The 26,150-nt window shown below is 61.1% G+C and carries 14 protein-coding genes; 11 read left to right on the plus strand and 3 right to left on the minus strand.

The annotated features are described in order from the left end of the window. Window positions 1-112: 112 nt before the first annotated feature. Genes aroQ through accC form a run of 3 tightly spaced genes read left to right on the plus strand, consistent with a single transcriptional unit; the run spans window position 113 to window position 2,448 of the window. Window positions 113-565: a type II 3-dehydroquinate dehydratase gene (gene aroQ, locus GSM73_RS20735; RefSeq protein WP_018605716.1), complete on the plus strand. Its 453-nt coding sequence runs from the start codon at window positions 113-115 to the stop codon at window positions 563-565. A gap of 48 nt (window positions 566-613) precedes the next feature. Next, window positions 614-1,075 (plus strand): acetyl-CoA carboxylase biotin carboxyl carrier protein, encoded by a 462-nt coding sequence (accB, locus tag GSM73_RS20740; RefSeq protein WP_047227391.1) that lies wholly within the window; start codon window positions 614-616, stop codon window positions 1,073-1,075. A 17-nt stretch (window positions 1,076-1,092) separates the two neighbouring features. After that, window positions 1,093-2,448 (plus strand): acetyl-CoA carboxylase biotin carboxylase subunit, encoded by a 1,356-nt coding sequence (accC, locus tag GSM73_RS20745; protein ID WP_047227390.1) that lies wholly within the window; start codon window positions 1,093-1,095, stop codon window positions 2,446-2,448. 81 nt (window positions 2,449-2,529) lie between these two features. Here accC and GSM73_RS20750 read toward each other — a convergent pair whose 3' ends face one another. Next, window positions 2,530-6,504, minus strand: coding sequence for a dermonecrotic toxin domain-containing protein (locus tag GSM73_RS20750; protein WP_047227389.1), 3,975 nt, complete (start codon window positions 6,502-6,504; stop codon window positions 2,530-2,532). 192 nt (window positions 6,505-6,696) lie between these two features. Between GSM73_RS20750 and prmA the strand changes: the two genes are divergently transcribed. The 8 genes from prmA (at window position 6,697) to GSM73_RS20790 (ending at window position 17,069) form a co-directional block, all read left to right on the plus strand. Further along, window positions 6,697-7,575 carry a 50S ribosomal protein L11 methyltransferase gene (gene prmA / locus GSM73_RS20755; protein ID WP_047227388.1) on the plus strand — a complete coding sequence of 293 codons (879 nt, stop codon included), beginning with the start codon at window positions 6,697-6,699 and terminating at the stop codon, window positions 7,573-7,575. Between the two features lie 30 nt (window positions 7,576-7,605). Then, window positions 7,606-8,850 (plus strand): DUF3426 domain-containing protein, encoded by a 1,245-nt coding sequence (locus GSM73_RS20760; protein ID WP_160893694.1) that lies wholly within the window; start codon window positions 7,606-7,608, stop codon window positions 8,848-8,850. A 185-nt stretch (window positions 8,851-9,035) separates the two neighbouring features. Next, the gene (gene dusB, locus GSM73_RS20765) at window positions 9,036-10,043 is read left to right on the plus strand and encodes a tRNA dihydrouridine synthase DusB (RefSeq protein WP_047227386.1); all 1,008 of its coding nucleotides are present in this window, start codon (window positions 9,036-9,038) and stop codon (window positions 10,041-10,043) included. Further along, entirely contained in the window at window positions 10,040-10,360 is a 321-nt protein-coding gene (gene fis / locus GSM73_RS20770; RefSeq protein ID WP_025211617.1) for a DNA-binding transcriptional regulator Fis, read from the plus strand. Before dusB ends, fis begins: the two co-directional genes overlap by 4 nt. An 83-nt stretch (window positions 10,361-10,443) precedes the next feature. Beyond that, window positions 10,444-12,051: a bifunctional phosphoribosylaminoimidazolecarboxamide formyltransferase/IMP cyclohydrolase gene (gene purH, locus GSM73_RS20775; protein WP_047227385.1), complete on the plus strand. Its 1,608-nt coding sequence runs from the start codon at window positions 10,444-10,446 to the stop codon at window positions 12,049-12,051. A gap of 188 nt (window positions 12,052-12,239) precedes the next feature. Further along, on the plus strand, window positions 12,240-13,535 hold the full coding sequence (purD, locus tag GSM73_RS20780) for a phosphoribosylamine--glycine ligase (RefSeq protein ID WP_047227384.1): 1,296 nt from the start codon (window positions 12,240-12,242) through the stop codon (window positions 13,533-13,535). A 99-nt stretch (window positions 13,536-13,634) separates the two neighbouring features. After that, window positions 13,635-16,409 carry a hybrid sensor histidine kinase/response regulator gene (locus tag GSM73_RS20785; RefSeq protein WP_076382840.1) on the plus strand — a complete coding sequence of 925 codons (2,775 nt, stop codon included), beginning with the start codon at window positions 13,635-13,637 and terminating at the stop codon, window positions 16,407-16,409. A gap of 63 nt (window positions 16,410-16,472) precedes the next feature. Further along, on the plus strand, window positions 16,473-17,069 hold the full coding sequence (locus GSM73_RS20790; RefSeq protein WP_047227382.1) for a MarC family protein: 597 nt from the start codon (window positions 16,473-16,475) through the stop codon (window positions 17,067-17,069). A gap of 54 nt (window positions 17,070-17,123) precedes the next feature. Here GSM73_RS20790 and GSM73_RS20795 read toward each other — a convergent pair whose 3' ends face one another. Both GSM73_RS20795 and cobJ read right to left on the minus strand, forming a co-directional pair. Further along, a complete protein-coding gene (locus GSM73_RS20795) occupies window positions 17,124-24,200 on the minus strand; it encodes a TcdA/TcdB pore-forming domain-containing protein (RefSeq protein WP_160893696.1) in 7,077 nt (2,358 codons plus the stop codon). Between the two features lie 465 nt (window positions 24,201-24,665). After that, the coding region (cobJ, locus tag GSM73_RS20800) for a precorrin-3B C(17)-methyltransferase (RefSeq protein WP_256677020.1) at window positions 24,666-26,150 on the minus strand (1,485 nt) is incomplete at its 5' end.

A 26,150-nucleotide genomic window follows, 5' to 3' on the forward strand; every position in this document is an offset into this window, starting at 1 on the left:
GCGCAAACATCGGTCATCGTGCTGGCTATTGCAGAGAACTGGACAGTCATAAAGGCTTTGCGGCATAGTCGCCGGGTTCTGACACCTGCTCACAGATAACAAGGAACAGCAGATGGCGACCCTATTGGTCCTGCACGGACCCAACCTGAACCTGCTGGGCACCCGCGAACCGGGCGTCTACGGGGCCGTGACACTGGCCCAGATCAACCAGGACCTGGAACAGCGGGCCCGCAATGCCGGCCATCATTTGCTCTACCTGCAAAGCAACGCCGAATATGAATTGATCGACCGCATCCATGCCGCGCGTGGCGAAGGTGTGGACTTCATTTTGATCAATCCCGCTGCTTTTACGCACACAAGCGTCGCATTACGTGACGCGCTGCTGGCAGTGAGCATCCCATTCATCGAAGTGCATTTGTCCAACGTGCACAAACGCGAACCTTTCCGCCATCACTCCTACTTCTCCGATGTAGCGGTGGGAGTGATCTGCGGCCTTGGCGCCAGCGGTTACCGACTGGCTCTGGAGGCCGCCCTAGAGCAGCTTGAAAAACAGGCAACAGCTTGAACAACAAGCGTTAAACGCCCCTGACCGACCCTTGGGAGTTGATGATTCATGGATATCCGTAAAGTTAAGAAACTGATCGAATTGCTGGAAGAGTCCGGCATCGACGAGCTCGAGATCAAGGAAGGCGAAGAGTCCGTACGCATCAGCCGTCACAGCAAGACCCCGGCCCAGCAGTTCTACGCGCCGGCACCGATGCAGGCTCCAGCCGCCGCGCCTGCTCCGGCAGCAGCGCCAGTTGCCGCCGCTCCAGCAGCACCTGCCGCGCCAACGCTCAACGGCACCGTTGCCCGTTCGCCAATGGTAGGCACGTTCTATCGCAAGTCTTCCCCGTCCTCGCCGTCCTTCGTTGAAGTCGGCCAGACCGTGAAGAAAGGCGACACCCTGTGCATCGTCGAAGCCATGAAGATGATGAACCACATCGAAGCTGAAACCAGCGGTGTGATCGAATCCATCCTCGTTGAAGACGGCCAGCCGGTTGAGTACGACCAACCGCTGTTCACCATCGTTTGAACCGCGGAGAGCCTTTGATGACTGCGAAGTTGGAAAAAGTTCTGATCGCTAACCGCGGTGAGATCGCCCTGCGGATTCTGCGTGCCTGCAAAGAGATGGGCATCAAGACCGTCGCCGTTTACTCCAAGGCCGACAAAGAACTGATGCACCTGGGCCTGGCGGACGAATCCGTCTGCATCGGTCCGGCGTCGGCTGCGCACTCTTACCTGCACATCCCGGCGATCATCGCCGCCGCTGAAGTGACCGGCGCCACCGCCATTCACCCTGGCTACGGTTTCCTGGCGGAAAACGCCGACTTCGCCGAACAGGTCGAAAACTCCGGTTTTGCCTTCATTGGTCCGAAAGCCGACACCATCCGCCTGATGGGCGACAAGGTATCGGCCAAGCACGCCATGATCGCCGCCGGCGTGCCTACCGTTCCAGGTTCCGACGGCCCGCTGCCTGAAGACGAAGAAACCGCCCTGCGCATTGGCCGCGAAGTCGGCTATCCGGTGATCATCAAGGCTGCCGGTGGTGGCGGTGGTCGCGGCATGCGTGTGGTACACAAGGAAGAAGACCTGATTTCCTCGGCGAAACTGACCCGCTCCGAAGCGGGCGCGGCGTTCGGCAACCCGATGGTCTATCTGGAAAAGTTCCTGACCAACCCGCGTCACGTCGAAGTCCAGGTGCTGTCCGACGGCCAGGGCCAGGCCATCCATCTGGGCGACCGCGACTGCTCGCTGCAACGTCGTCACCAGAAGGTCCTCGAAGAAGCACCGGCACCGGGCATCGACGAGCAGGCTCGCGCGGAAGTCCTGGCACGCTGCGTCAAGGCCTGCATCGACATCGGCTACCGCGGCGCCGGCACCTTCGAGTTCCTCTACGAGAACGGTCGTTTCTACTTCATCGAAATGAACACCCGTGTTCAGGTGGAGCACCCGGTTTCGGAAATGGTCACCGGTATCGACATCGTCAAGGAGATGCTCAGCATCGCCGCCGGCAACAAACTGTCGTTCACCCAGGATGACGTGGTGATCCGCGGCCACTCGCTGGAATGCCGGATCAACGCCGAAGACCCGAAAACCTTCATGCCAAGCCCAGGCACGGTCAAGCATTTCCATGCTCCAGGCGGCAATGGCGTTCGCGTCGACTCGCACCTGTACAGCGGTTATGCGGTTCCGCCGAACTATGACTCGTTGATCGGCAAGCTGATCACCTACGGCGCAACCCGTGACGAAGCCATGGCGCGCATGCGCAATGCGCTGGACGAAATCGTGGTGGACGGGATCAAGACCAACATCCCGCTGCACCGCGACCTGGTCCGCGACGAAGGCTTCTGCAAAGGTGGCGTCAACATCCATTACCTGGAACACAAGCTGGCTGATCAGGCTTGATGTCCCGAGTGATGTAAAAAAGCCCCCGGTCCATTGGCCGGGGTCTTTTTTTGCCTGCCTTTCACAATGGCGGCGAATGACTCAGCTCAGCGCTACCGTAGGGAGTGCCTGTGCTTCGATCTGCGCCCTCGTCGCCGCCCTGCCCTGCTGGGTGCGAACGCTACCGTTGGCATTGGCTACCAACGGCTCACTACGCAAGCGCGTCATGAACCCACGCGCACGCACCGACACCGGGTCGGAACTCTGTTTCGCCCTCGCCAGCACCGGTATGTAGTAGCGCTCAACGTGACTCTGTGATGTCTTGAACACCGACGTCACCCCAGTGCGCAGATCCAGCGACACACCATAGGTATTACCGAAGCAGGAAGAATACGACCAGTGATCCCAGGTTGGCTGCAGCCCCTGGCGCCTCATCACCGACCTGACCGGCTCGCCAATATCAGCGCCTGTCAGCCAATCGCCGCCCACCAGAATGGCGCGAATATCCTTGCCCGCCCCTCCCAAACGCTGCTTCACTTCGCGAACACTGCGCTCGATCAGTGCGCGGATGTTGTGATCGAAATGAATGACCGCCCCGACCTTGGTGGTCGGGTTGTACAAGGAAGCGATCACGCATGTCTGGGCGTTCAGGGAGAACAGATAGTTGTCTGCCGCCGTCTCGCTGAACCTGGCGACCACCGCCTCGCCCTGCAACGCGCCCCGCGCCACGTCCGGGAAGACATGCCCGGGAAACGCTTCGCGAAGATCGCTCACTCGCCCAAGGTTACGCACATCATCATTGCCGCCACTCATTCCAACGGGTTTACGCGCCCACTTGCCATTCGCCATCCTGTACACAGGCGGTTTGTAAAAGGCGCCGGGATAACGGGCATCCACCAGGCACAGACCATCGAAGTAGATATTCCCCCTCACCTGGTAGTACCTGCCCTTGTCGAGTATGTAGAAAGCATTTCGCGGCTGCGTAGCGCTGGACGGGCTGAGATAGGTGCCTTTGAAAGCCCCCTCGGTCACCTGCTGCAAATTCTTCGGCGTTTCCCTGACCGCCTGTTTCGGATCGAAACGGATCGGCTGGATCAGCGGCCCGCTCTCCCTGGCAGCGACTGATGTCACCTGCCTCAGGCGCTGAGCGGCCAAGGACATGGGCCTTACGGCGAGCTTCAGACTCCTGACAGCCTGACCGAGCAGCCGGGTCATGCTCATTGCCCCAAGCATGCCGAACAACGCGCCCCAGGTCGCTTGCAGCCAATGGCCGAGGGCGCGATCCGTGTCGCCCTGCCCATGCGCCTCGATCGCCTGCCTGGAACTGAGGGCAATGAAGCCGGCATCCAGCAACAGGGCAAAGGGCGGGTAAACCATGCACACCGGCGCGGAGGCGAAGAGCAGGCCCTTGAGCACCTGATCCCTGATCACCTCGCCGCGACTTTTCGTGACATCTTCCACGTCCGTGACAGCGCGCTCGATGTAGGCATCGAACTGCGACGAGATATCCATTACCCGATTGAATTCGCGCAATACTTCGAGGCCACGGGTCGTGGTCGCCAAAGCCGTCAGCGAGCGCCTTACCGCGGCACGAGCACCAACGGCCACCCGCTCCAGTACGTAATCACGCAGGCGTGCGGCGACCGCCCCGGGGAAGTCCTGGTATGGGCGAAATGTGACGCCGTCGGGAGCGTCGGGCGTGTACAGCCAATAGACACCTTTGGGATCAAAGTAGGCAAAGACATAGACGCCCAATACCACATGACCGCCGACGGTAAACCGGATCAGACCTTCGCGCTGCACCACCGCCTGCGAACTCACTGAGCCGGTCACCGGCGTCGACTCACTCAGCAGCGTGATTTGCCGGGTGAGCCACCAGAACTCACGGGCGTTCAACAAGGACTTGCCCGTCGCGATCCGCAGGTCGCGATCCATCCGGGTCAGCAACAGGTTGCGGTAGGCATTGCGCCGCTTGGTGTATTCGGCAGCGCTGGCATCGAGGAACCTGGCGCGGATCTGCCGCGCATACTGCTCGCCCACGTAGGCCCGCCGGATGTAGGTCGCCAGCTCCGCACTGCGAACCTGCCCCAGGTCCTGCCCGATCGATGACCGCACGCCTTTTCTGGGGTTGTCGATGCCCGAGTTGTCGTCATACCCATGGATGGCCAGCTCCAGCAAGCTGGCAACCTGGGTCTTGCCACTCGCCAGCCCGGGTGTGTAGTCGATGAGCACCGTGGCAGGATCGACCGGTTCCTGCACCCCCTTGCTACGCATGTACGGTGCGATGGCTTGGGTGACGGTACGTTTGGCGAAGTCCACAAAGACCTCATAGCCGGCGATCTGCTCGTTGAAGACCTGCTGATGAACCAGGAGCTCCTGGCTCAAGCTGCTGATGATACGTCGGGAGTCAAGCGGCAGGGCCGCGTACCACTGGGGCGATTCGTCCTGCTCCACCTGCGCCAGGTTGTTGGCCAGGCCCATTGCAACAGACGCCTCAAGGCAGGCTTTGAAGGCCATCGCAGTGCTCCTGAGGTCTTTGTTCAGATCCCATGCCGTCGGCTTGTCCGCCACGCCGGCAAAGTACTCCCGAGCCACATCACGCCCGGCTGCAGAGAGTTGTTGCAACAGGTATTCGCGACCCGCCTGGCTTTCAATCCAGGCGCCTATCTCTGCATTCACGGACCGAAGCGAGGGCAACTCGATCCACTCCTGCCCATCTGGCTTGCCGGGGGCGTACAACAACAGATCACTGACCTCGCCCGACCGGTCCTCGCGGTAGAACAACAGAAGATCGGAACACTTCAGTGCGTTTGGAAGCGCAAGGCAGGCCACACGCCAGGCACTGGCCGATTGCGCCGACGTCTCGTTTGCCCATAAGGTTTTGAGCGCCTCGTGATGGCTCACCTTCAAATGGCCCGCACAGCGTGCCACGAACGCGCTTTGCTCCAGGCGCGCCACGAACCAATCGAGCATGGCGTCCTTCAGGTCTGCCCGGCCATATTGGCTGACCAATGCTGCCCCATACCCAGCGGGGGCATCCACGTCTGCCAGCAGTTGGGTAATGAACGCCGGCGAAAGAGGCTGGTTGCGCAGCATGGCGCCATTTTCCACCAGGAACACCGATATGGCGTCCGATCTTATCGGACCTGCCGCCAGCAATTCGCTCAGGCTATGGGTCTGCACCGGCTGGTCAATGATCCCTCGCCACTGCAACTGCACTCGAATGCCGTCAGGCTCGACTTCCATGTCCAGTTCACGCCTGACATAGTCCCTGGCCAGCCGCCGGGCAAACGCCTGCAGCGAGCCCAGGCCGTCGAGCAGCTCATCCACCAGCGCCTGCGCCTGCGAGGTCCGTGCCTCAAAAGCCTTCAACTGTTTACGCTCGACTTCACTCAGCGCCTTCAGCCAGCCAGGCAATTGCCCCCCAGCGATTGCCTGAAGACTCCGCCGTTCCTGAGCGGTTGCCAACGAGGTGATCTGGTTTGTGAGACGCCAGTGCGCCTGAAGGTTTTCAAGCTTCTCCCTCAGCTCATCGACGTCCACCCCCGCCAGTTGCTCCGGCTGGAAAATCCTATCGATCCGGGCCAGGTATTCAGCGAGCCTGTGCTTGACCACCTCCTCAAGAGAGGCGTCGCTCCCGGCCATGCGCCAGTGACGTTGCAGATAGTCTTTGTAGTGATGGGTAAAGCCCGCGGCGCTTGCTTCCACCACCTGCACGATGACTTCCCGACGCTCAACCGCAAACCCCGGATCAGTCCCGCCGGGCCAGCGATAAGGAGCATCCTGTTCTTCATCAAAAGCCACCGGCGTCTGGTCAATCATCCGTTGCAGCACCGCATCGAGCAGGGTGCCGATGAAGTACGGATCGATGTTGCCCTGGTAATAATGGGTGCGCAGTTGGACCAGCAGGTACTCTTCCAGCACCTCCAGCAAGGGCATCTGAGCGTGTAATCGCTGGTCGATAGCCGCCTGCCAACGTGCCAACTTCTCCAGAATGACTTGTGCTGTTTCCGCCTGCGGGGAAGAGACCGTCCCCGCGCCGCTCGTGTTGCTGTGCCGTTCGGCAGTGTTGTCCATCACATTCCTCCCTGTTGTGTGGACCCGCACCTTATCCGTCCTGCATTGCCCCCATGTCATACATATATATATCGAAACACCACGCCGGCGGCACGAGACTCGCTTATCCACTTTGATGGCGACCTGGCGTACACTGCGCGCCTTTGCAGCCCTGCGCTGCCTCCTGTAGATTTTTTTCCAAAGGTGCCCGCCATGCCTTGGCTGCAAGTACGTCTGGCCATCAGCCCGGAACAAGCCGAAACCTACGAAGACGCGTTTCTTGAAGTAGGCGCCGTATCGGTAACCTTCATGGACGCCGAAGACCAGCCGATCTTCGAGCCGGAACTCAATACCACGCCGTTATGGTCCCACACTCACCTGCTGGCCCTTTTCGAAGGTGGCACCGAGCCGGCCAGCGTGCTGGCACATCTGGAGCTGCTCACCGGCAGCCCGTTGCCCGAGCATCACAGCGAAGTGATCGAAGACCAGGATTGGGAACGCAGCTGGATGGATAACTTCCAGCCGATGCGCTTCGGTCAGCGCCTGTGGATCGTGCCGAGCTGGCATGCCGCGCCGCAGCCGGATGCGGTGAACCTGCTGCTGGACCCAGGGCTGGCGTTCGGCACTGGCACGCACCCGACCACCGCGCTGTGCCTGGAATGGCTCGACGGCCAGGACCTTAAAGACTGTAACGTGCTCGACTTCGGCTGCGGCTCGGGGATCCTGGCCATTGCCGCGCTGCTGTTGGGCGCCAAGGAAGCGGTCGGCACCGACATCGACGTCCAGGCCCTGGAAGCCTCCCGCGACAACGCCGGGCGCAACAACATTGCCCCAGAGCTGTTCCCCCTGTACTTGCCGCAAGACCTGCCACAGGTTCAGGCCGACGTACTGGTGGCCAACATCCTGGCCGGTCCGCTGGTGTCCTTGGCGCCGCAGTTGTCGAGCCTGGTCAAGCCGGGCGGACGCCTGGCGCTGTCGGGCATCCTGGCCGAACAGGGTGAAGAAGTCGCTGCGGCCTATGCCGCGGACTTTGATCTGGACCCCATTGCCAATCGCGATGGCTGGGTGCGCATCACCGGTCGTCGGCGCTAGAATGGCCGCCTGTATCAACCGGATTGCCGCATGACTGACAGTTTCGTCACCCAGTGCCCGCATTGCCACACCAGTTTTCGCGTCAGCCATACTCAATTGAGCGTGGCCCGCGGGGTGGTTCGCTGTGGCTCGTGCCTGCAAGTGTTCAATGCCGCACGGCAATTGCTGGAACAGCATACTGCCAAGGAAACCGTCACGCCCCTGGCACCGCCAATCAAGACGCCCGCCGCCGAATCCCCGCCCCGTGCGATCAGCCAGAAGCAATGGACCGCCGCCGAGCTGGACCTCGATGATCTGGACAAGGAACTGGCTCGACTGGAGCGGCGTGACAAGCGTGCGCCGGATACCTTCGGCCGACGTCGTGAAGACAACCTGAGCGCGCAACGCGACCCGCTCTCGAACGATCAGGAGCCTTGGTCCGACAGCCTGTACAGCGAATCCGCCAGCGAGCGCGACGAAACGGCCCTACAAACCCCGGTCGAACCGTTCGAGCCCCATGAACCGGCCCGCCCACCGCGCACCGAACCGTCCTTGTCCTTGCCCCTGACCCTGGAACCGCTGGAACCGGACGACGAGCCGGTCACCCCGCTACGCCTGGAGCCGGACGACGAGCCCCACGAACACCTGGAAAGTCTGTCTGCCAGCGATGATCACGATGATCACGACGAAGCACCGTTGCAAGCGGTGCCGACGCGCAAGGCACGCGAGCGCCATGAACCCGGATTACGCGCCGAGGCCCTTCAGGACCTGGATGACGATCCGCTGCAACTGGACTGGCGCAAGCGTCGCTCGCCCTGGGGCCGGCGTTTGCTGTGGGGCCTGTTGATCCTGTTCGCCACCGCGGCCCTGGCCGGCCAGTACATCGCCTACCACTTCGAAGAACTGGCCCGTCAGGATCAGTATCGCCCGTGGTTCCTGCAGATTTGCCCGACCATCGGCTGCGACGTGCCGTCCAAGGTCGACATCGGCAAAATCAAAAGCAGCAACCTGGTGGTGCGCAGCCATCCGGAGTTCAGCGGCGCCCTGGTGGTGGACGCAATCATCTACAACCGTGCGCCGTTCTCCCAGCCTTTCCCGCTGCTGGAGCTGCGTTTCGCCGACCTCAACGGGCATCTGATCGCCAGTCGCCGTTTCAAGCCCGGTGAATATCTGGGCGGCGATGTCGAAGGCCTGGGGGAAATGCCGCCGCAGACGCCCATTCATATTGCCCTGGATATCCTCGACCCGGGACCTAAAGCGGTGAACTACAGCCTGAGCTTTCATTCACCAGAGTGATGCACACCAGGGCCGGGCGATTGGCGGCAGCTTTCTGACTCAGCGCACCCGAACCAAACCGCTGGCGATAACAAAATAGCTGTTCAGATTTTATCCAATTCGACCTTTATCCAGTCATCGAGAGCGGGTATCATGCCAACCCTTTTTCGAAGTCTCATGATCCGGCCCCACTTCAGGGAAGTCCTATGTCGGCGGTACGCATCGGCCCATATACATTACAGAACGGCCTGGTTCTCGCCCCAATGGCGGGCGTCACCGACCAGCCCTTTCGTCAGCTGTGCAAGCGACTGGGCGCCGGGCTTGTAGTTTCGGAAATGGTCAGCAGCGACATGAGTTTGTGGAACACCCGCAAATCGCGTCTGCGCATGATCCACGAAGGCGATCCCGAGCCCCGCTCGGTGCAGATCGCCGGTGGCGATGCCCAGATGCTGGCGCAGGCGGCCCGGGCCAATGTCGAGCTGGGCGCACAGATCATCGACATCAACATGGGCTGTCCGGCGAAGAAGGTCTGCAACAAGGCTGCAGGCTCGGCACTGTTGAAGGATGAAGCGCTGGTCACCGAGATCCTGCAGGCGGTCGTCGCCGCAGTCGATGTGCCGGTGACCCTGAAGATCCGCACCGGGTGGGACCGGGAGAACAAGAACGGCCTGACGGTGGCCAAGATCGCCGAACAGGCAGGCATCACGGCGTTGGCGGTGCATGGCCGCACCCGTGCCGACCTGTACACCGGCGAGGCCGAGTACGACACCATTGCCGCGATCAAGCAGGCGGTGTCGATGCCGGTCTTTGCCAACGGCGATGTCGACTCGCCCGAAAAGGCCCGGTACGTGCTGGACGCGACGGGTGCCGACGGGTTGTTGATCGGCCGGGCTGCCCAGGGGCGGCCATGGATTTTTCGTGAAATCGAACACTTCCTGCGCACCGGCGAAAAGCTCGCTGCGCCGCAACTGTCCGAGGTGGAACGTATTCTGCTAGAGCATCTGGCCGCGCTGCATGCCTTCTACGGAGAAGTCATGGGTGTACGCATCGCTCGCAAGCATGTGGGCTGGTATCTCGCAACCCTGCCGGGCGCCAGGGAGTTTCGCGCCCGTTTCAATCGTTTGGATGGTACGCAAGCACAATGCGCCGACGTTCAGGCGTTCTTCGCTGAGCGTTACAAGAGCCTGACAGGGGACGAAGGGGTGGCCGCATGACGATGATGACCGAGACTTTAGTGAGTGGAATAACACCCGTGAGCGACAACGTAAATTTGAAACAGCACCTCAATACGCCCAGCGAAGAAGGTCAGACCCTTCGCGGGAGTGTCGAGAAGGCGCTGCACAATTATTTCGCCCACCTTGAGGGCGCTGCCGTCACGGATGTGTACAACCTGGTGCTTTCGGAAGTCGAGGCACCTCTGCTCGAGAGCGTGATGAACTACGTCAAGGGCAACCAGACCAAGGCCAGTGAGCTGCTGGGCCTGAACCGCGGCACCCTGCGCAAGAAACTCAAGCAGTACGATCTGCTGTAAGCATTCAATCAAACCAGAAAGGCGCCCGCGTAAAAAACGGTCGCCTTTTTTGCTGACTTCCCTTGCTTTTGATGGAAATTGAAATGACCGACCAGACCACCCGCCTGCCGATCCGCCGCGCCTTGATCAGCGTCTCCGACAAGACCGGGATCCTCGAATTTGCCCGCGAACTGCAACAGTTGGGTGTCGAGATCCTCTCCACCGGCGGGACCTTCAAGCTGCTGCAGGACAATGGCGTCGCCGCAGTGGAAGTCGCGGACTACACCGGTTTTGCGGAAATGATGGACGGTCGGGTCAAGACCCTGCACCCGAAGATCCACGGCGGGATCCTGGGTCGTCGCGGCATCGACGACGCCATCATGAACGAGCACGGCATCAAGCCGATCGACCTGGTGGCCGTCAACCTCTACCCGTTCGAAGCCACCATCAACAAGCCAGGTTGCGACCTGCCGACCGCCATTGAAAACATCGACATCGGCGGCCCGACCATGGTCCGCTCGGCGGCCAAGAACCACAAAGACGTGGCCATCGTGGTCAACGCCAGTGACTACGCCAGCGTGCTGGAAAACCTCAAGGCCGGTGGCCTGACCTACGCCCAGCGTTTCGACCTGATGCTCAAGGCCTTTGAACACACCGCCGCCTACGACGGCATGATCGCCAACTACATGGGCACCGTGAACCAGGCCGCTGAAACCCTGTCGACCGAAGGCCGCAGCGAATTCCCACGCACCTTCAACACCCAGTTCATCAAGGCCCAGGAAATGCGCTACGGCGAGAACCCGCACCAGAGCGCGGCGTTCTACGTGGAAGCCAAGCCGGCCGAAGTCGGTATCGCCACCGCCACCCAGTTGCAAGGCAAGGAACTGTCGTTCAACAACGTGGCCGACACCGATGCGGCGCTGGAATGCGTCAAGAGCTTCGTCAAGCCCGCCTGCGTGATCGTCAAGCACGCCAACCCGTGCGGCGTGGCCGTCAGCCCGGACGCCGAGGGCGGCATCCGCCAGGCCTACGAACTGGCCTACGCCACCGACACCGAATCGGCCTTCGGCGGCATCATCGCCTTCAACCGTGAACTGGACGCCGAAACCGCCAAGGCCATCGTCGAGCGTCAGTTCGTCGAAGTGATCATCGCGCCTTCGGTCAGCGAAGAAGCCCGTGCCATCGTCGCCGCCAAGGCCAACGTGCGCCTGCTGGCCTGCGGCCAATGGTCGGCCGACCGCGCGCCGGCCTGGGACTACAAGCGTGTCAACGGCGGCCTGCTGGTACAAAGTCGCGACATCGGCATGATCGGCAGCGAAGATTTGAAAGTGGTGACCAAGCGCGCCCCAAGCGAGCAGGAAATCAACGATTTGATCTTCGCCTGGAAAGTCGCCAAGTACGTCAAGTCCAACGCCATTGTCTACGCCAAGAACCGCCAGACCATCGGCGTCGGCGCCGGCCAGATGAGCCGCGTGAACTCGGCCCGCATCGCCGCGATCAAGGCTGAACACGCCGGTTTGCAGGTACAGGGCGCGGTCATGGCCTCCGATGCGTTCTTCCCGTTCCGCGACGGCATCGACAACGCGGCCAAGGTCGGCATCACCGCGGTGATCCAGCCGGGTGGTTCGATGCGTGACGCTGAAGTGATTGCCGCGGCTGATGAAGCCGGCATCGCCATGGTATTCACCGGCATGCGCCACTTCCGTCACTAACAAGACAACGGCCGCACTGAAGCCGGCATCTGCTGCGTTGGAGCCGACCTCGATGATGCTCATTGCCAAAAGGCAACTCCGCTCATCAAGGTCGACTCCGCCTTGCATCTACCGACTTCATTGCGACCTCCTATGGCGCAAAACGCCCTAGGCTCCAAACAGAATCAGCGTCATCCGAGGTTTTTGAAATGAATGTTTTGATCATTGGCAGCGGTGGCCGTGAACACGCCCTGGCCTGGAAAGTGGCTCAGGATCCGCGTGTGCAGAAGGTTTTCGTGGCACCGGGCAATGCCGGTACCGCCATCGAAGCCAAATGCGAAAACGTCGCCATCGACGTGCTGGCCCTGGAACAACTGGCCGACTTCGCCGAGAAGAACGTCTCGCTGACCATCGTCGGCCCGGAAGTGCCGCTGGTCGCCGGCGTGGTCGATCTGTTCCGTTCCCGTGGCCTGGACTGCTTCGGCCCGACGTCCGGAGCCGCACAGCTGGAAGGCTCGAAAGCCTTTACCAAGGATTTCCTGGCACGTCACAAGATTCCGACCGCCGACTACCAGAACTTCACCGAGATCGATCCGGCCCTGGCTTACCTGCGCGAAAAAGGCGCGCCGATCGTGATCAAGGCCGACGGCCTGGCCGCCGGTAAAGGCGTGATCGTAGCCATGACCCTGGCCGAAGCCGAAGACGCCGTGCGCGACATGCTGGCCGGCAATGCCTTCGGGGACGCCGGTTCCCGGGTGGTGATCGAAGAGTTCCTCGACGGCGAAGAAGCCAGCTTCATCGTCATGGTCGATGGCAAGAACGTCCTGCCAATGGCCACCAGCCAGGACCACAAACGTGTTGGCGATGGCGACAGCGGCCCGAACACCGGTGGCATGGGTGCCTACTCCCCTGCCCCGGTGGTCACTACCGAGGTCCATCAGCGGGTCATGGACCAGGTCATCTGGCCGACCGTGCGCGGCATGGCCGAGGAAGGCAACGTCTACACCGGCTTCCTGTATGCCGGCCTGATGATCGACAAGGCTGGTAACCCAAAAGTCATCGAATTCAACTGCCGTTTCGGCGATCCTGAGACCCAGCCGGTGATGCTGCGCCTGCAATCGAGCCTGGTGCTGCTGGTCGAAGCGGCCCTGGCCCAGGCTCTGGACAAGGTCGAAGCCCAGTGGGATCCGCGTCCGAGCGTCGGTGTGGTACTGGCAGCCGGGGGTTATCCGGGCGACTACGCTAAAGGTAATGCGATACAAGGCCTGGAGGCTGCAGCCGGGCTTGAAGGCAAGGTTTTCCATGCGGGGACCGCGCTGAAGGATGGCCAGGTGGTCACCGCCGGCGGTCGCGTACTTTGCGCCACCGCCATGGGGTCCAGTGTCGACGCGGCTCAGCAGCAGGCCTACAAGCTTGCCGCCGAGATCGACTGGGAAGGCTGTTTCTACCGCAAGGACATTGGCTACCGTGCCATTGCCCGCGAGCGTGGCGAAAATCTGGAATAACCCGGCCATTCAGACCGGCAAGCGCCCATGGCCCTTGCCTGTCTGCTCCGGCGCCGCGCATAGTTATAATCTGGCATCAACCTACGAAGGGATTTCGCCGTGCGCTGGCTCAGGATTGCCATAGGTTTAACCGTCACCCTGCTGACACTGCTCTGCACGCTCCCGGCTCAGGCCGCGCCAGGCAGTGGCTGGGCGGTATTGCTCGACGAACAGGGCGACCTGAAGCTGAGCGACATCCGTTCTGCCCGCTACACCAATCAATTCAGCCCCATCGACCTGGACCGCCTGAAGGCCGCCGAGCCGGGTGGGGCATTGTGGTTGCGTTTCCGGCTGGCCCCCGACCCACATGAACAAATACTGCGTATCTTTGCACCCGACCTGTCTCGCCTGAACCTCTATGTGCTGGACGGCGATACCCTGGTGGACCAACAGGTCGGCGGCGATGCCCTGCCCCGTATCGAACAACCCCTGCCCAGCAGCGATTACATGCTGGCCCTGCCGCGCAGCGACAAACAGCTGGACGTCTACCTGCGCCTGGCGTCCCGGCACGAACTGCGGCCCTATGTCACCCTGGAAACGGCGATTCAGGCGGCGGCCAATCAGAACCAGACACTGATCTACGGGTTGCTGTTCGGCTGCATCGCGATGCTGATCCTGCACAACCTGACCCGCTACGCCTATACCCGCTCACGCAGTTGCCTGTGGCTGGCGGCCTGTGAAGGGTTGTTGATGCTCAGCCTGGTGCTGCTATTGAACCTGGCTGGAGCCTGGCTGCCCGACTGGCCGGCCATTCAGACGCCGGGGGCCTATCTGGCCCTGCTGCTGACCGCGCCCTGCGGCCTGATGTTCGCCTACCGCTTCTTCGCCCCCCTGGGGCCGCACCCGTTGAACCGGCTGCTGCTGGGAGACATCGTGTTCATCACGCTCTGCAGCCTGCTGCTGTTGTTCGTGAACACACTGCCGCTCAATATCATGACCTATGCCCTGGTCGCGCTGGCCGGCCTGAGCATGCTGTTTGTCAGCGCCTGGCACTGGCAAAAGGGCTATCGCCCGGCACGGCTGTTTGTCGCCGCCATGGTGGTTTTCAACCTGGGCACGCTGATCATCCTGCCGGCCCTGCAAGGGCTGACGGAAGTCGCTCCCCAGGGCCTGATCATCACCCTGCTGGGGTTCATCTGCGTCAGCGGACTGCTGATGAGTGTCGCCCTGGGTGAGCGCCAGCGCTCGATCAACGAGAGCCGTTTCAGCATCAGCCGCGACCTGGCGGCGAGCAATGCCGAGATCAATGCCAAGGCCGAGTTCCTGGCCAAGATCAGCCACGAAATCCGTACGCCGATGAACGGCGTACTGGGCATGACCGAACTGCTGCTGGGCACGCCGCTGTCGGTCAAGCAGCGCGATTACGTGCAGACGATCCACAGCGCCGGCAACGAACTGCTGACCCTGATCAACGAGATCCTCGACATTTCCCGGCTGGAGTCCGGGCAGATCGAACTGGACGACGTGCAGTTCGACCTCAATGCGCTGATCGAGGACTGCCTGAGTATCTTCCGCGCCAAGGCCGAACAGCAGAATGTCGAACTGATCAGCTTTATCCAGCCCCAGGTGCCGCGAGTGATCAGCGGTGACCCGACACGGTTGCGCCAGGCGCTACTGAGCCTGCTGGAAAACGCCCTGAAAAAAACCGACGAGGGCGAAGTGTTGATCGTCGTGGCGCTGGACGAGCGCAGCAATCAGCCGCGCCTGCGCATCGCGGTGCAGGACAGCGGAACGCCCATGGACGCCGAAGAGCGCGACACGCTGATGCATGCCGAATTGCACAGCAAGAACTTCCTCTCGGCCACCCGCCTGGGCGGCAACCTGGGCCTGGTCATCGCCCGTCAATTGATCATGCTGATGCACGGCGAGTTCGGCATCAAAAGCGGCAGCAACCAGGGCAGTACCTTGTGGCTGACCTTGCCCCTGGACCCGGATCGCCTCGAACATCCGACCTCCGACCTCGACAGTCCGCTGCAAGGGGCGCGGGTGTTGATCGTCGACGACAATGACACCTGCCGCAAAGTGCTCGTGCAGCAATGCAGCGCCTGGGGCCTGAACGTCAGCGCCGTACCATCGGGCAAGGAAGCCCTGGCGCTGCTGCGCACCAAGGCGCACCTGCGGGACTACTTCGACGTGGTGCTGCTGGACCAGAACATGCCCGGCATGACCGGCATGCAACTGGCGGCCAAGATCAAGGAAGACCCGAGCCTGAATCACGACATCCTGTTGATCATGCTCACCGGCATCAGCAACGCGCCGAGCAAGGTCGTGGCACGCAACAGCGGGGTCAAGCGCATCCTCGCCAAACCGGTGGCCGGCTATACCCTCAAGACCACCCTGGCGGACGAACTCAACCAGCGCAACAAAGGCCAGGCGCCGAGCATTCCGATGGGCGCCGGTCCTGTCGTTCCGGTAAAAGTGCCCAGCGACTTCCGCATCCTGGTGGCCGAAGACAACAGCATTTCCACCAAGGTCATCCGTGGCATGCTCGGCAAGCTCAACCTGCAACCCGATACCGCCAGCAACGGCGAGGAAGCCCTCAAGGCCATGAAGGAGCAGCGCTACGACCTGGTCTTGATGGACTGCGAAATGCCGATCCTCGACGGCTTTTCCGCCACCCAGCAACTGCGTGCCTGGGAAATGGGTAACCAGCGCACCCGCACCCCCGTGGTCGCGCTCACCGCGCACATCCTGGCCGAACACAAGGAACGCGCCCGTCAGGCCGGGATGGACGGCCATATGGCCAAACCGGTGGAACTGTCGCAACTGCGCGAGCTGATCGAACACTGGGTGGCCCAGCGCGACCAGCAGAATCGTACAGCGCAGACGTCCTGAGCCGACAGACACCAAAACGCCTGATAGACTCCCCGACGTCTTTCTCCGCCTTGAGCCTCGACCATGCTTCATGTGTTGTTCAGCGTTTATCTGAAGATGCTGGTGCTCTACAGCCCCTTCTTCGTGCTGTCGTGTTTTATCGGCCTGACTCGCGGCTACTCGCGCAAGGAACAACGGCGCCTGGCCTGGAAAGTCGCGATCGCGACGCTGGTGTCCAGCGTATTGCTGTATTTGTTCGGACGGGTGATTTTCAGCGTGTTCGGCATCACCGTGGATGCGTTCCGAATCGGCGCCGGCAGCGTGCTGTTCATTTCGGCGCTGGGCATGGCCCAAGGCAAATCAGCCGTACAGACAGATAATGTTCAGCAGGACGTGACCATTGTCCCGCTGACCATTCCGTTGACGGTCGGCCCCGGCACCATTGGCGCCCTGCTGGTGATGGGCGTGAGCCAGCCGCACTGGGACGACAAACTCATGGCCATCATCAGCATCGCCCTGGCCAGCTTTACCGTCGGCGTGGTGCTTTACCTGTCCAGCCGCATCGAGCGGATTCTCGGTGACCAGGGCTTACAGATTGTCAGCCGCCTGATGGGGTTGTTTGTCTGCGCGTTGGCCGCGCAGATCATCTTTACCGGGGTCAGAGGCTATCTGGTGCCCTGACACAGCAGCGGTCTGCTTGCGACGTAAGACCCCAGCGAGAATATCGGACCGTGGTCAACTCACCAGATTGCTTTCCTCCTCATACGATACGTGTGACAACTCTTTGAGCGCGACACCGTTGCTGGCATTCTGCAAAGCACCCAACTGCTCAATCAGTGTCGAGACGGTGTAATACCGGTTTCCTCCAAAGCTGAGCACGACTTCTCCGCGCAAGTTGACATCCGCCGCATACACTTCACGAAAAATCACACTGTGCCCACTGTTCGGGTCGATGATCACCAGATGTTCATGGATGGGGCTCAGCAACAACTGGTCAGGCTCATCGTGCTCCCAGATCAACTTACCGGGGATTGTCTGCGCGCTGCCCAGCGAGTGCCGGCAATCGAGAATGACCGACTTGACTCTCAACCAGGCCGCTTTCGACAACCTGTAACTCACCGCGCCTTGTCCCATGCGCAGGACCAGAGTCGTAACATCGTCCGGCATCAGCGCAAGAAGATCATCAACCTTCATCTGGCCCTCAATAGCCAGAACCTCGGCATCACGCCGGATGTAACTGAGTGGCCCAAGATGCTCCATACCCGGCAAGGTCAGCAGCTTTCCGTTCCTGCTTTCATGAAGCAGCACGTTGCTCCGCTGCTGGGTGCCCAATAGTTCAAAGGACTCTGGAATGACCGTCTTGGGAACCCGAATCACACGCTCGGTCTCGGCGACGAACCATTGCAGGTTACCGGGCTCCTCCACTGACAGCAGTGCGCTGCGAAATGGCTGGGCCGCCAGCTGTTTGAGGCCCTCGAGCTTCCGGCCACCTTGTGCGACGACCCATTCGTGAGTGACGCCGGTAATCAACGCCGGCTCCCGGTCTCGCAGCACAACCACCACGCCCTCGAATGTCACGCCACGCAGCCCCACTCCTTCGACCGTCAGTTCGACAAACTGCCAGGGCGCCCATGCACGCTCCGCGGCGGGTAATGCATCAGCCTGCAGCAACTGCGAACCCTGGCCAAAAGCGGACTCCAGTTTCTGCGGATCGATGAATGCCTGGCGATAGACTTCGCCACTCGATACATCGAACAGCCAGGCCGCTTCGCTATCCGGGGTAACGCCGAGCAGGCGCACTTGCTTTGCATGCCCCCATTCAGCCAGCAACAATCGGTTGCCGACGTACCAGGCACACAACCTCGCGTCACCGTTCAAGTGGGTCAAGCCGATCAGGGCAAAGCTGTCGGTTGCGTATTGCCGGGCCAAGGGCTCCAATGCGGACCACCAGTGCGCCCGATCCTTGAGCCACACTTCACTCAAACCGCCCAAGGCCAGTCTGCCCTGGCTCGTCAGGTTGAAGAACAGGCCCTCTGACGTCAGGGCGACGTAGCCGCCGTCAACCGCCATGACGTTTTCCAGCTTCTGCGGGCGCATCCATGTTTCGGACCAGTGTCCCTTTCCCGCCACCTCGGTACGTTGCTTGCGACACAGTTCCTGTCTGAGCCGGTCATAGATGACAAACACATCGCTGTCGCCCGCCGGTGTCAGCAACGTCAGGTCAGTCATGTGCTTGATCGAGTCGGCCCAGCCACGGTGATGGTTGCGGCGGGGTGAGGGACGGATGATCAAGTGATCGCTGCGGCGAACCCAGGCCATGTCCCGCCACTGCGCCTCGGGCTTCCAGCAAACCGAAACAAAGGGGGCAGGCCGCCAGTTGACGGTGATGAAGCTGTCCTTTTCGCTGGCGGACGGGGTAAAGGGGTAGCCGTTACCAAGGATCAGCGACCAGTCGGCCAGTGTTTCGCTGGCACTCAGGACCGACTCCAATGCCAGGTCCAGGTCCCGAGTGATCGAACTGAGCAGCAGTTGCCCCTCATGTATCACATAAACGAGAACATCGCGGGCCTGATCCTTGCGGGTGATTTGCTGAACGACATGAATCACCCCCTGAGCATCCACCTCGACGCGCTTGATGGTGCTTGCGACATTGCTTGCGCCCCACAGCCAATAACGATGGCTCAACAGCCCGGTCACCGCGTCGACTTGCCAGATGATCAGGTTCTGCGGGTCGTAGAAGTAACAGGAAGCACCCGCCACCGCTCCCAACACAGCGGCATCGACACCCGGCATATCGTCACGGATGTACAGGAAGCGGTCCTCCTTCGCGTCGTACCAGGCCGTAACATAGCGGGGCTCGTCCGGTGCCTCGAACGGAATCAGATAATGGTGCACCGCCGTATACGGCATCACCAGGCGGTGCTTTTGAGCCAGAGTCTTGAGGTGTCCCTGCAACGCCTGTCGACTCATGCCCGGAGGCACATCCTGCTCGACGAGGGTGAGTTTGCATGCCTGCAGCTCAACCTGAAACACTTGATTGTCGGAGATCTTGAGCACAATTTCATGGCTCCCCGTTCCCGTTAGCGTCACCTGGAGCTCACCGATAAACAGTTTCCCTGAACCCTCGAAACGGATGTCGCTCTCGCCGACCCAAGGGGCGTCCAATACCCAACTGGACTTCTTCTGCGCAGGCCCCGACTCAAGGATCAGGCCCACGCCGGGATTGAGTCCCAACGCGCAGCGTTTTCCGGCACCCCGAATCCGATAGGCAACCTTTGCGTGCCAGACGGCAGGGAGAACGGGCACCCCCAGCGAGCGATCGACGGAATCGAGCCACACATCGATCACTGTTGGCCGATAGTCAGGCACCATGCGGTAGAGGATGTAGTCGCTGGGAAACGAATAGAACGAAAACAGGAACAGCCAGCCACCATCCGCTTTCCTTTTTTCCAGACGCCGGGCCGTGTCGAAACCGGTGTCATGGCGCAGGCTCGCGAAGGGCAGCGCCTTGTACTCGTAGCGATAACAGGTTTGCGGTGTGCAAGGCAGGACGACGACCTGGTCTGCCGGCGGCGTGAACTTGACCCGACCTGGCAGATTCAGCTCTCGACGGATATCGATTGCCCGGCGGTAATCGTCATCAAAGGTCGGCACGCCGAAATGATCACGTAGCGGATACAGCCTGGGGCTGTCCAGCACGAGCTCGGAGCGGGTCAGGTCCAGCGTCTGAACGATCAACGAAGAACGCGGCAGCCATGCCCCACTGGGGGCATCAAAGTGATAAGGCTGAAGATGAGCTTTTGTAGCCTCATCGAAGAAAAGCCCGACTTGTTTGGCTTCTTCAGCAATGGTGGCGAAACCCTGGGCCAGCGCGGCCACCCCCACCGCCAGCCCGCCCAGCATCACCGCGGCGCCGCCCAGAAACGCTCCGGCGGTGGTGGCACCGGCGGCGTAAGCGCCTACCGACAACGCCAGACCGGCCGAGTCGAACGCCAGTTGGGTGCCGAACTGCGCGCGTTCCACTTCGTTTCGGGCAGTCGACAACTGATAGATGTCGAAGCCGACATTCGCCAGTTGCAGCAGCCCCCCTGTCGCTTCGCTCACGCTGCTTCCCACCGCCGCCTTCACCACTGGCGCGACGGTACGGGCAATCAGTTTTTCTTCAGCCAGTGCCTGACGCACCAGCCCCACCAGGCCCGCGATATCCACCACGTTGCCGTGAACCAATTGCGCGTAATTGACATAGCCATGCAAGCGCACCGCCAGCGTCAGGGAGCGATCAGGCCCTTCCTGCCGTCTCAATGCATTCATCAATGCCTGTATGGCGAAACCGGCGTTCAGGGTATGGACGCTGCCCACTTCGGTGGGATCGCTGGGCACGGACGGTTTATTGGCCAAGGCTGAAAAACGTTCCGAGAGGTAGCTTTTTATACGCAAGAGTCGATGGTCGTCAGTGACGACCCGTACCAGTTGCTCGGGACTCTCAGGATCGATCAGGCTTATGCGGTACGATCCGTTCGACATGACCTCCAGGGTTTCGAACAACGGCACCAGGCCTGATGCCAATTGACCCGCCTGCTGAAGATGGGCCGTTGCCTGCGCGATCTGTTGCCCCCACCACTGGCCATCCAGCGCCAGCAGACAGTTGCCCAATCGAGGATTACTCTGCAGCGACTGCCCCCGGGCATTGGCCAGGCGCTGTCTGACCGGGCGCTGCGCCTGCCCGGGCAGCGCGCCGGGTTGCAGCAGTTTGGAAACTTCAATTGCACCAGACAATGCCAGGCTCGCCACCTTGGCACCGTCCAGGTCGATGAGATCGAAGGTCGGGCGCGCCGCATCGCCATACGCGGCGTAATAACTGGCCATCTCGTGCTGAAGGAAGAACTGCTCCAAGGCTTGCCTGAAGCGTGTCGCCTGCTGGAACTCGAATACGCCAAAATTCGGATCGTAGAAGTGATACGTACTGCGCTCCCCCTCTAGGGTCTTGGCCACCAGCATGGCGTGATTGTCGGAGTTGAGCATCAGCGTGCTGGTCGTTGTCCTGGCTTGCAGAATGTCCACCACCGCATTCAGATCCGAGCGCGCCAACCCACGGCCGACGTCGCCGATCTGCACATCGCGCAACGACTCCACGCAGTTGAGGAACGTCTGCGAATCACTGGCCTGAGGCTCGATCACCCCCAGGTAGAACCGCTCACGCAAGGTGTTGACCGCAACCTTGTCCTGCGACAAGGCTGCCGCCATTGCCAGGGCCAAGGGATAACAACGTCCGCCCACCCTGTCGCCATCGCCCTGGAGCAGCAGATCCTGAGGTACAAGCTTGATTGTGTCGGCATCGAAATCGTCCAGGACAGTACCGAGGCGTTCAACGACCCGGACACGGTATTCAAGCTTCGCCACCTGGCGGATCCGGGCGACGTGCTGGCCCCATTGGCGCAATGTCAAAGGCTGCTCCAGGGCGTTTTTCTTCAGGGCCAGGGCGGTTTCCTCATGCCCTGGCGGATACTCGGCCGCACTGGCAAGCCCGGCCAGAAAAGCCGGCGCCTTACGTTGGTACAACGCATGCTCGATCGTTGCATAGCCGCCGGCGCTTCCCTGGTTCGCGACGTTGTTGGCCAGGTTATCCAACTGCGGGCGTACCGCATCGAAGCTGCGATTATCCAAGGCCGTCGCACCGGTCAAGCCCCCCAGCAGCAGACGTTGCAGGGGACTCAATTGAGCGACTTCAAAATCACCTTTGGCGAGGCGCTCCAGAAGCTCAACGACGGACAACCGGCGCGTTTGCTGATCGCTCAACGATGCTGGCGGCAACGCACTGGCGCTTTGGGCGAGGATCGACTGACGATCATCAAAACCCAGCGGTATCGCCTTGTCGAAAATCACCGTCCCGTCATGGCCCAGACTCATCATCTGCATGAACGGCTTGCCCAGCTCATCGGCCAGATGCTGCAACAGCTCGGTGGACAACACATGTCGCCCCTCGATCACCGGCCAGCCTTCATCGAACTGGAGCGTACGGTATTTGAGCAGCTCGGCCATATCGCCGGCATAACGAGCCTTGAACCGGCCCTCTTGCCAGCGTTTTTTCTCGTTAACGAGCCATTGCCCGGTGTCACTTTCGTTTTCCTTCCAGGAGTGATCCAGCTCCTCCTCGGTGGCCCCATTGACGCTGCCGACGGCGGCGATGACCGCCTCCGCGCGCCACTGCTCGGCGGTTCGCGGGGTGAAATGCGCCCGGTGGTAATCGGCCATCCCCTCGCGCATGGCGGCTGGGCCGGTCAGGTAGATCGTCACTTCGCTCTGGGGGCGGATACCGTCGCTGTAGTAAGTGGCGGCCGCCTCCACCAGAAACGCCGCGGCCATTTCCGCTTCCGGCGACAGCTCGTGAAACGCACCGAAAACCTGCGTCGCGGCCTGACGCGCAAGGCCGATCATGCTCTGGGCATCGGTAAGGGCAACGTTTTGCTCATCGGCCAGGCGCGCGGTGGCATCGACGATTTCATAGTTGAGCCTGAAACGCTCGAGCACGGTTTTGAGCATCGCCGCCCCAGGGTGGCCCATCAAAAAAGCGTTGCTCAACGAGTTTCGCGCGGCAACAGCGCGCAGCTCGTACGGACGCGCCAGACGCTCCACCGGCGGGCGAAAAACGCGGTTCAACTCGGGCTGGCTTTTAGCGAACCGCTCCAGCGCATCGCGATGCTGCGACGGGATCGCGTGGAGATAATCCGTGTACTGGCTGCGCAATGCCTGACGGCCGGGCATCCAATCCGGGTTTCGATCAAGCAACAACTGCAACACCCCCAGGCGCGCGTCGGTCTTGAACTCACGAATGTCCACCTCCCCCAGTTTCTCCAGCAAGGGCGGCAGGTGATCGATATCGACATAGCTGCCCCCTTCGGCGAACAGGGCTTCGACACGCACAATGTCGGAGCCCCCGGCAAACATGCCACGCAGACTGATCTCGCGTTCGTAGATATCCCGCAAGTGAAGGGGTGCTTGACCGGCGGCAACGTCGCGCAGGCTCAGGCAACCCTCAGCCAAGGCCGTGAGGCTGAGGCGGTTATCGTTCATCAGGGTATTGAGTCGCGCCTTATCCTGGCCGTAGGCGCGAACCAGCAGATCGATTCGAGCCTCATCGGCACTGCCGCCGTTCTTCACAACCTTGGTGATATGCGCATACATCTGCTGCTTCAGGACGATGGCGCGTTCTTCATAACGGTCGCCCAACTCCAACGGATCGACACTGGCCTGCCCGCCATTGAGCATGGCATCGGCCTTCGCGGCTTCGACAATGATCCGGTTGGTCTCATAGGCCAGCAGCGCGTCGCTGTCATACCAGAGACTGAGGCGATAGCCCTGCGGGCCCATCACCTTTTTCCAGATATTGATGTAATCACGCTGAATCGCCCCGACGCCGCCCCCAAGCCAGACAAAATGCAGGTTTTTCGGCACTTCGGTAGCGGGTAGTTTCAACTGCTCGAAGCTGTTGTGCAGGCGCGCTTCGAAACCCTCGATTTTGTTTTGTATCTGCGCCAGGTTCGCAGGCCCGGCGCCATCGGTGCTCAGCGGCTCCGGCGCACGACGGCGCCGGCTGTTTCCCTGCAAGGTTCCCACCGCCTGCTTGAGCAGCCCCAACGGTTCCAACATGCGCGCAGAATCCAACAAGGCGATACAACCAAAGTAATACCGAAGTACCGAATCATATTGTTCGGAACCCTTGTACGGCATTAAGGCCCGTTCAAGATCCTTTAGTTTCAACAAACTCACAAAATCGACGTAGTCATCCGCCGATGAACGCTCAGATTCACTCATAAACAATACTTCCATTTATCGTATATAAATACAGGACAGCCTTGCACGATGACCGCCCACAAGCGCTTCCAAGCACTCGGGCAGCCTCTGCATCAAGTCATCCAAAGAAATACTCTTGTCAGGAGAAATTGCGCGCTCTCTCCTGCAATAGATAAGTAGCAGCCATCCCCAGTGCGCCCCAACAACAGCGTTCACTCAGGCCGCAAACAGCACTTTACAGTCCCAATCAATTTCAAAGCGGAAGCAAACATAGCCCACACTTCGAACGCTGTTCAACTCACAAGGAATTCAATAAGTTTCCGAACACAATGACTTAGCGCTCGCGCATCGAATATTTATTTCATTATTCAAACAAACAGGTATTCGCGACGTCTACAGCGTCAAACAGCGGGTCGTCTTTTACCCACGCAGTCTCGAACATGACGAAGTCAGATAGAGGCGGCCCAGGCGGGCCGCCGGGTTTTATCAGAGCGGTTTGCTGCCATACCAACGCGGCGTGTACACCCAGTCGCCCCCTTCGGCGCGCGGGAATACACACGTGGTGGAGGAACCGATCAGCACCATGGTGCGCATATCCACCTGTTCCGGGGTCAACTGCCCCAAAGTCGTGACCCGCAGGGTCTGGCCCGGACGACCGATATCACGCCCCAACACCACCGGCGTGTGCGGCGTGCGATGTTGCGCAACGATCTCCAGCGCTCGCCCCAGCTGCCACGGTCGGGAACGGGAGATCGGGTTGTAGAACGCCAGGGCCAGGTCTGCTTCAGCCGCCAGATCCAGGCGTTTCTCGATGATCGACCACGGTTTGAGATTGTCCGACAGCGACATCACGCAAAAATCATGACCCAGAGGCGCACCGGCCTGGGCGGCGGTGGCGAGGGAAGCCGAGACGCCCGGAAGGATTTGCAGGTCGACGCTATGCCAATGGGCATCCGTCGACTCGTGCAGCGCTTCGAGCACCGCGGCGGCCATGGCGAACACGCCTGGATCGCCGGACGACACCACCACCACGGATCGCCCTTGGGCTGCCAGCTCGAAGGCATGACGGGCACGCTGCATTTCCTCGCGGTTGTCGGTGCAGTGCTGCACCTGATCGGGCCGGAAGGGACCGGCCATGCGCACGTAGGTTTCGTAGCCCAGCACATCGGTGGCGCGGTCGAGTTCGGCGCGCACGGCCGGCACCATCAACTCGGCAGCGCCGGGGCCAAGGCCGATCACGGCAAGACGCCCGCGCGGGCGGCCGATCTGTTCGGGGTCAAGGGGCTGCTCAGTCACGGCGATGGCATGGCTGCCCATGACCTGTAGCGATGCCGGTTGGCCGAGGGCATCGCTCAACGCTGTTTCGAGGTTGCCATTGATTGCGGCAAAACGCAGCGGCACACCCAAGGCCGATGCCGTTTCGTGCAGCTCAGGACGGGCCATGTCGCTGTCCGCCGCCAACAGGCACGCCAGCGACTGCGGCGCGAGGCCGGCCTGCTCCAGTATCGCGCCGATGTCCGCCGACGCCCCTGCACTCAACGCCACCAGCACATTGCGCGGATAAATACGCAGCTCATCCGCCGCCGGTGTACCCGCAGCACTGTCGATACGGATCGCCAACCGTGCCCGTTCATCCTCGGGTAACTGCGCCTGAGCCAGCCACGGCGCGGCGCCTTCGATGCGCACCGATTCACCTGCCAGCAGATCGGAGACAAAACGCTTGCCTTGCTCCAGATCGCCGAGGCTGTAGCCACTCGGCGGATTGAGCAGGCAGGTGCCGAAACGCAATTCGCCGCTGGTGGTGATCGCCGGGGTGACTTGCAGTGCTGTGGCGATATCACGGGCCATGACATTGACCCCGCCCAGCCCGCCAAGCAGCGGCACCACCGCGCTGCCGTCCTCGGCCACCGCCAGCACCGGCGGCTCGACGCCTTTTTCCAGCAGCAGCGGCGCCAGCGTGCGGATGACGAT

Origin of the sequence: Pseudomonas sp. PICF6, from assembly GCF_009831705.1 — a bacterium.
GTDB lineage: Bacteria > Pseudomonadota > Gammaproteobacteria > Pseudomonadales > Pseudomonadaceae > Aquipseudomonas > Aquipseudomonas rhizophila.

What these genes read in the sequence shown, in the direction of transcription:
- aroQ (WP_018605716.1), top strand. Translation starts at nt 113, where the DNA reads ATGGCGACCCTATTGGTCCTGCACGGACCCAACCTGAACCTGCTGGGC.
- accB (WP_047227391.1), top strand. Translation starts at nt 614, where the DNA reads ATGGATATCCGTAAAGTTAAGAAACTGATCGAATTGCTGGAAGAGTCC.
- accC (WP_047227390.1), top strand. Translation starts at nt 1,093, where the DNA reads ATGACTGCGAAGTTGGAAAAAGTTCTGATCGCTAACCGCGGTGAGATC.
- GSM73_RS20750 (WP_047227389.1), bottom strand. Translation starts at nt 6,504, where the DNA reads ATGGACAACACTGCCGAACGGCACAGCAACACGAGCGGCGCGGGGACG.
- prmA (WP_047227388.1), top strand. Translation starts at nt 6,697, where the DNA reads ATGCCTTGGCTGCAAGTACGTCTGGCCATCAGCCCGGAACAAGCCGAA.
- GSM73_RS20760 (WP_160893694.1), top strand. Translation starts at nt 7,606, where the DNA reads ATGACTGACAGTTTCGTCACCCAGTGCCCGCATTGCCACACCAGTTTT.
- dusB (WP_047227386.1), top strand. Translation starts at nt 9,036, where the DNA reads ATGTCGGCGGTACGCATCGGCCCATATACATTACAGAACGGCCTGGTT.
- fis (WP_025211617.1), top strand. Translation starts at nt 10,040, where the DNA reads ATGACGATGATGACCGAGACTTTAGTGAGTGGAATAACACCCGTGAGC.
- purH (WP_047227385.1), top strand. Translation starts at nt 10,444, where the DNA reads ATGACCGACCAGACCACCCGCCTGCCGATCCGCCGCGCCTTGATCAGC.
- purD (WP_047227384.1), top strand. Translation starts at nt 12,240, where the DNA reads ATGAATGTTTTGATCATTGGCAGCGGTGGCCGTGAACACGCCCTGGCC.
- GSM73_RS20790 (WP_047227382.1), top strand. Translation starts at nt 16,473, where the DNA reads ATGCTTCATGTGTTGTTCAGCGTTTATCTGAAGATGCTGGTGCTCTAC.
- GSM73_RS20795 (WP_160893696.1), bottom strand. Translation starts at nt 24,200, where the DNA reads ATGAGTGAATCTGAGCGTTCATCGGCGGATGACTACGTCGATTTTGTG.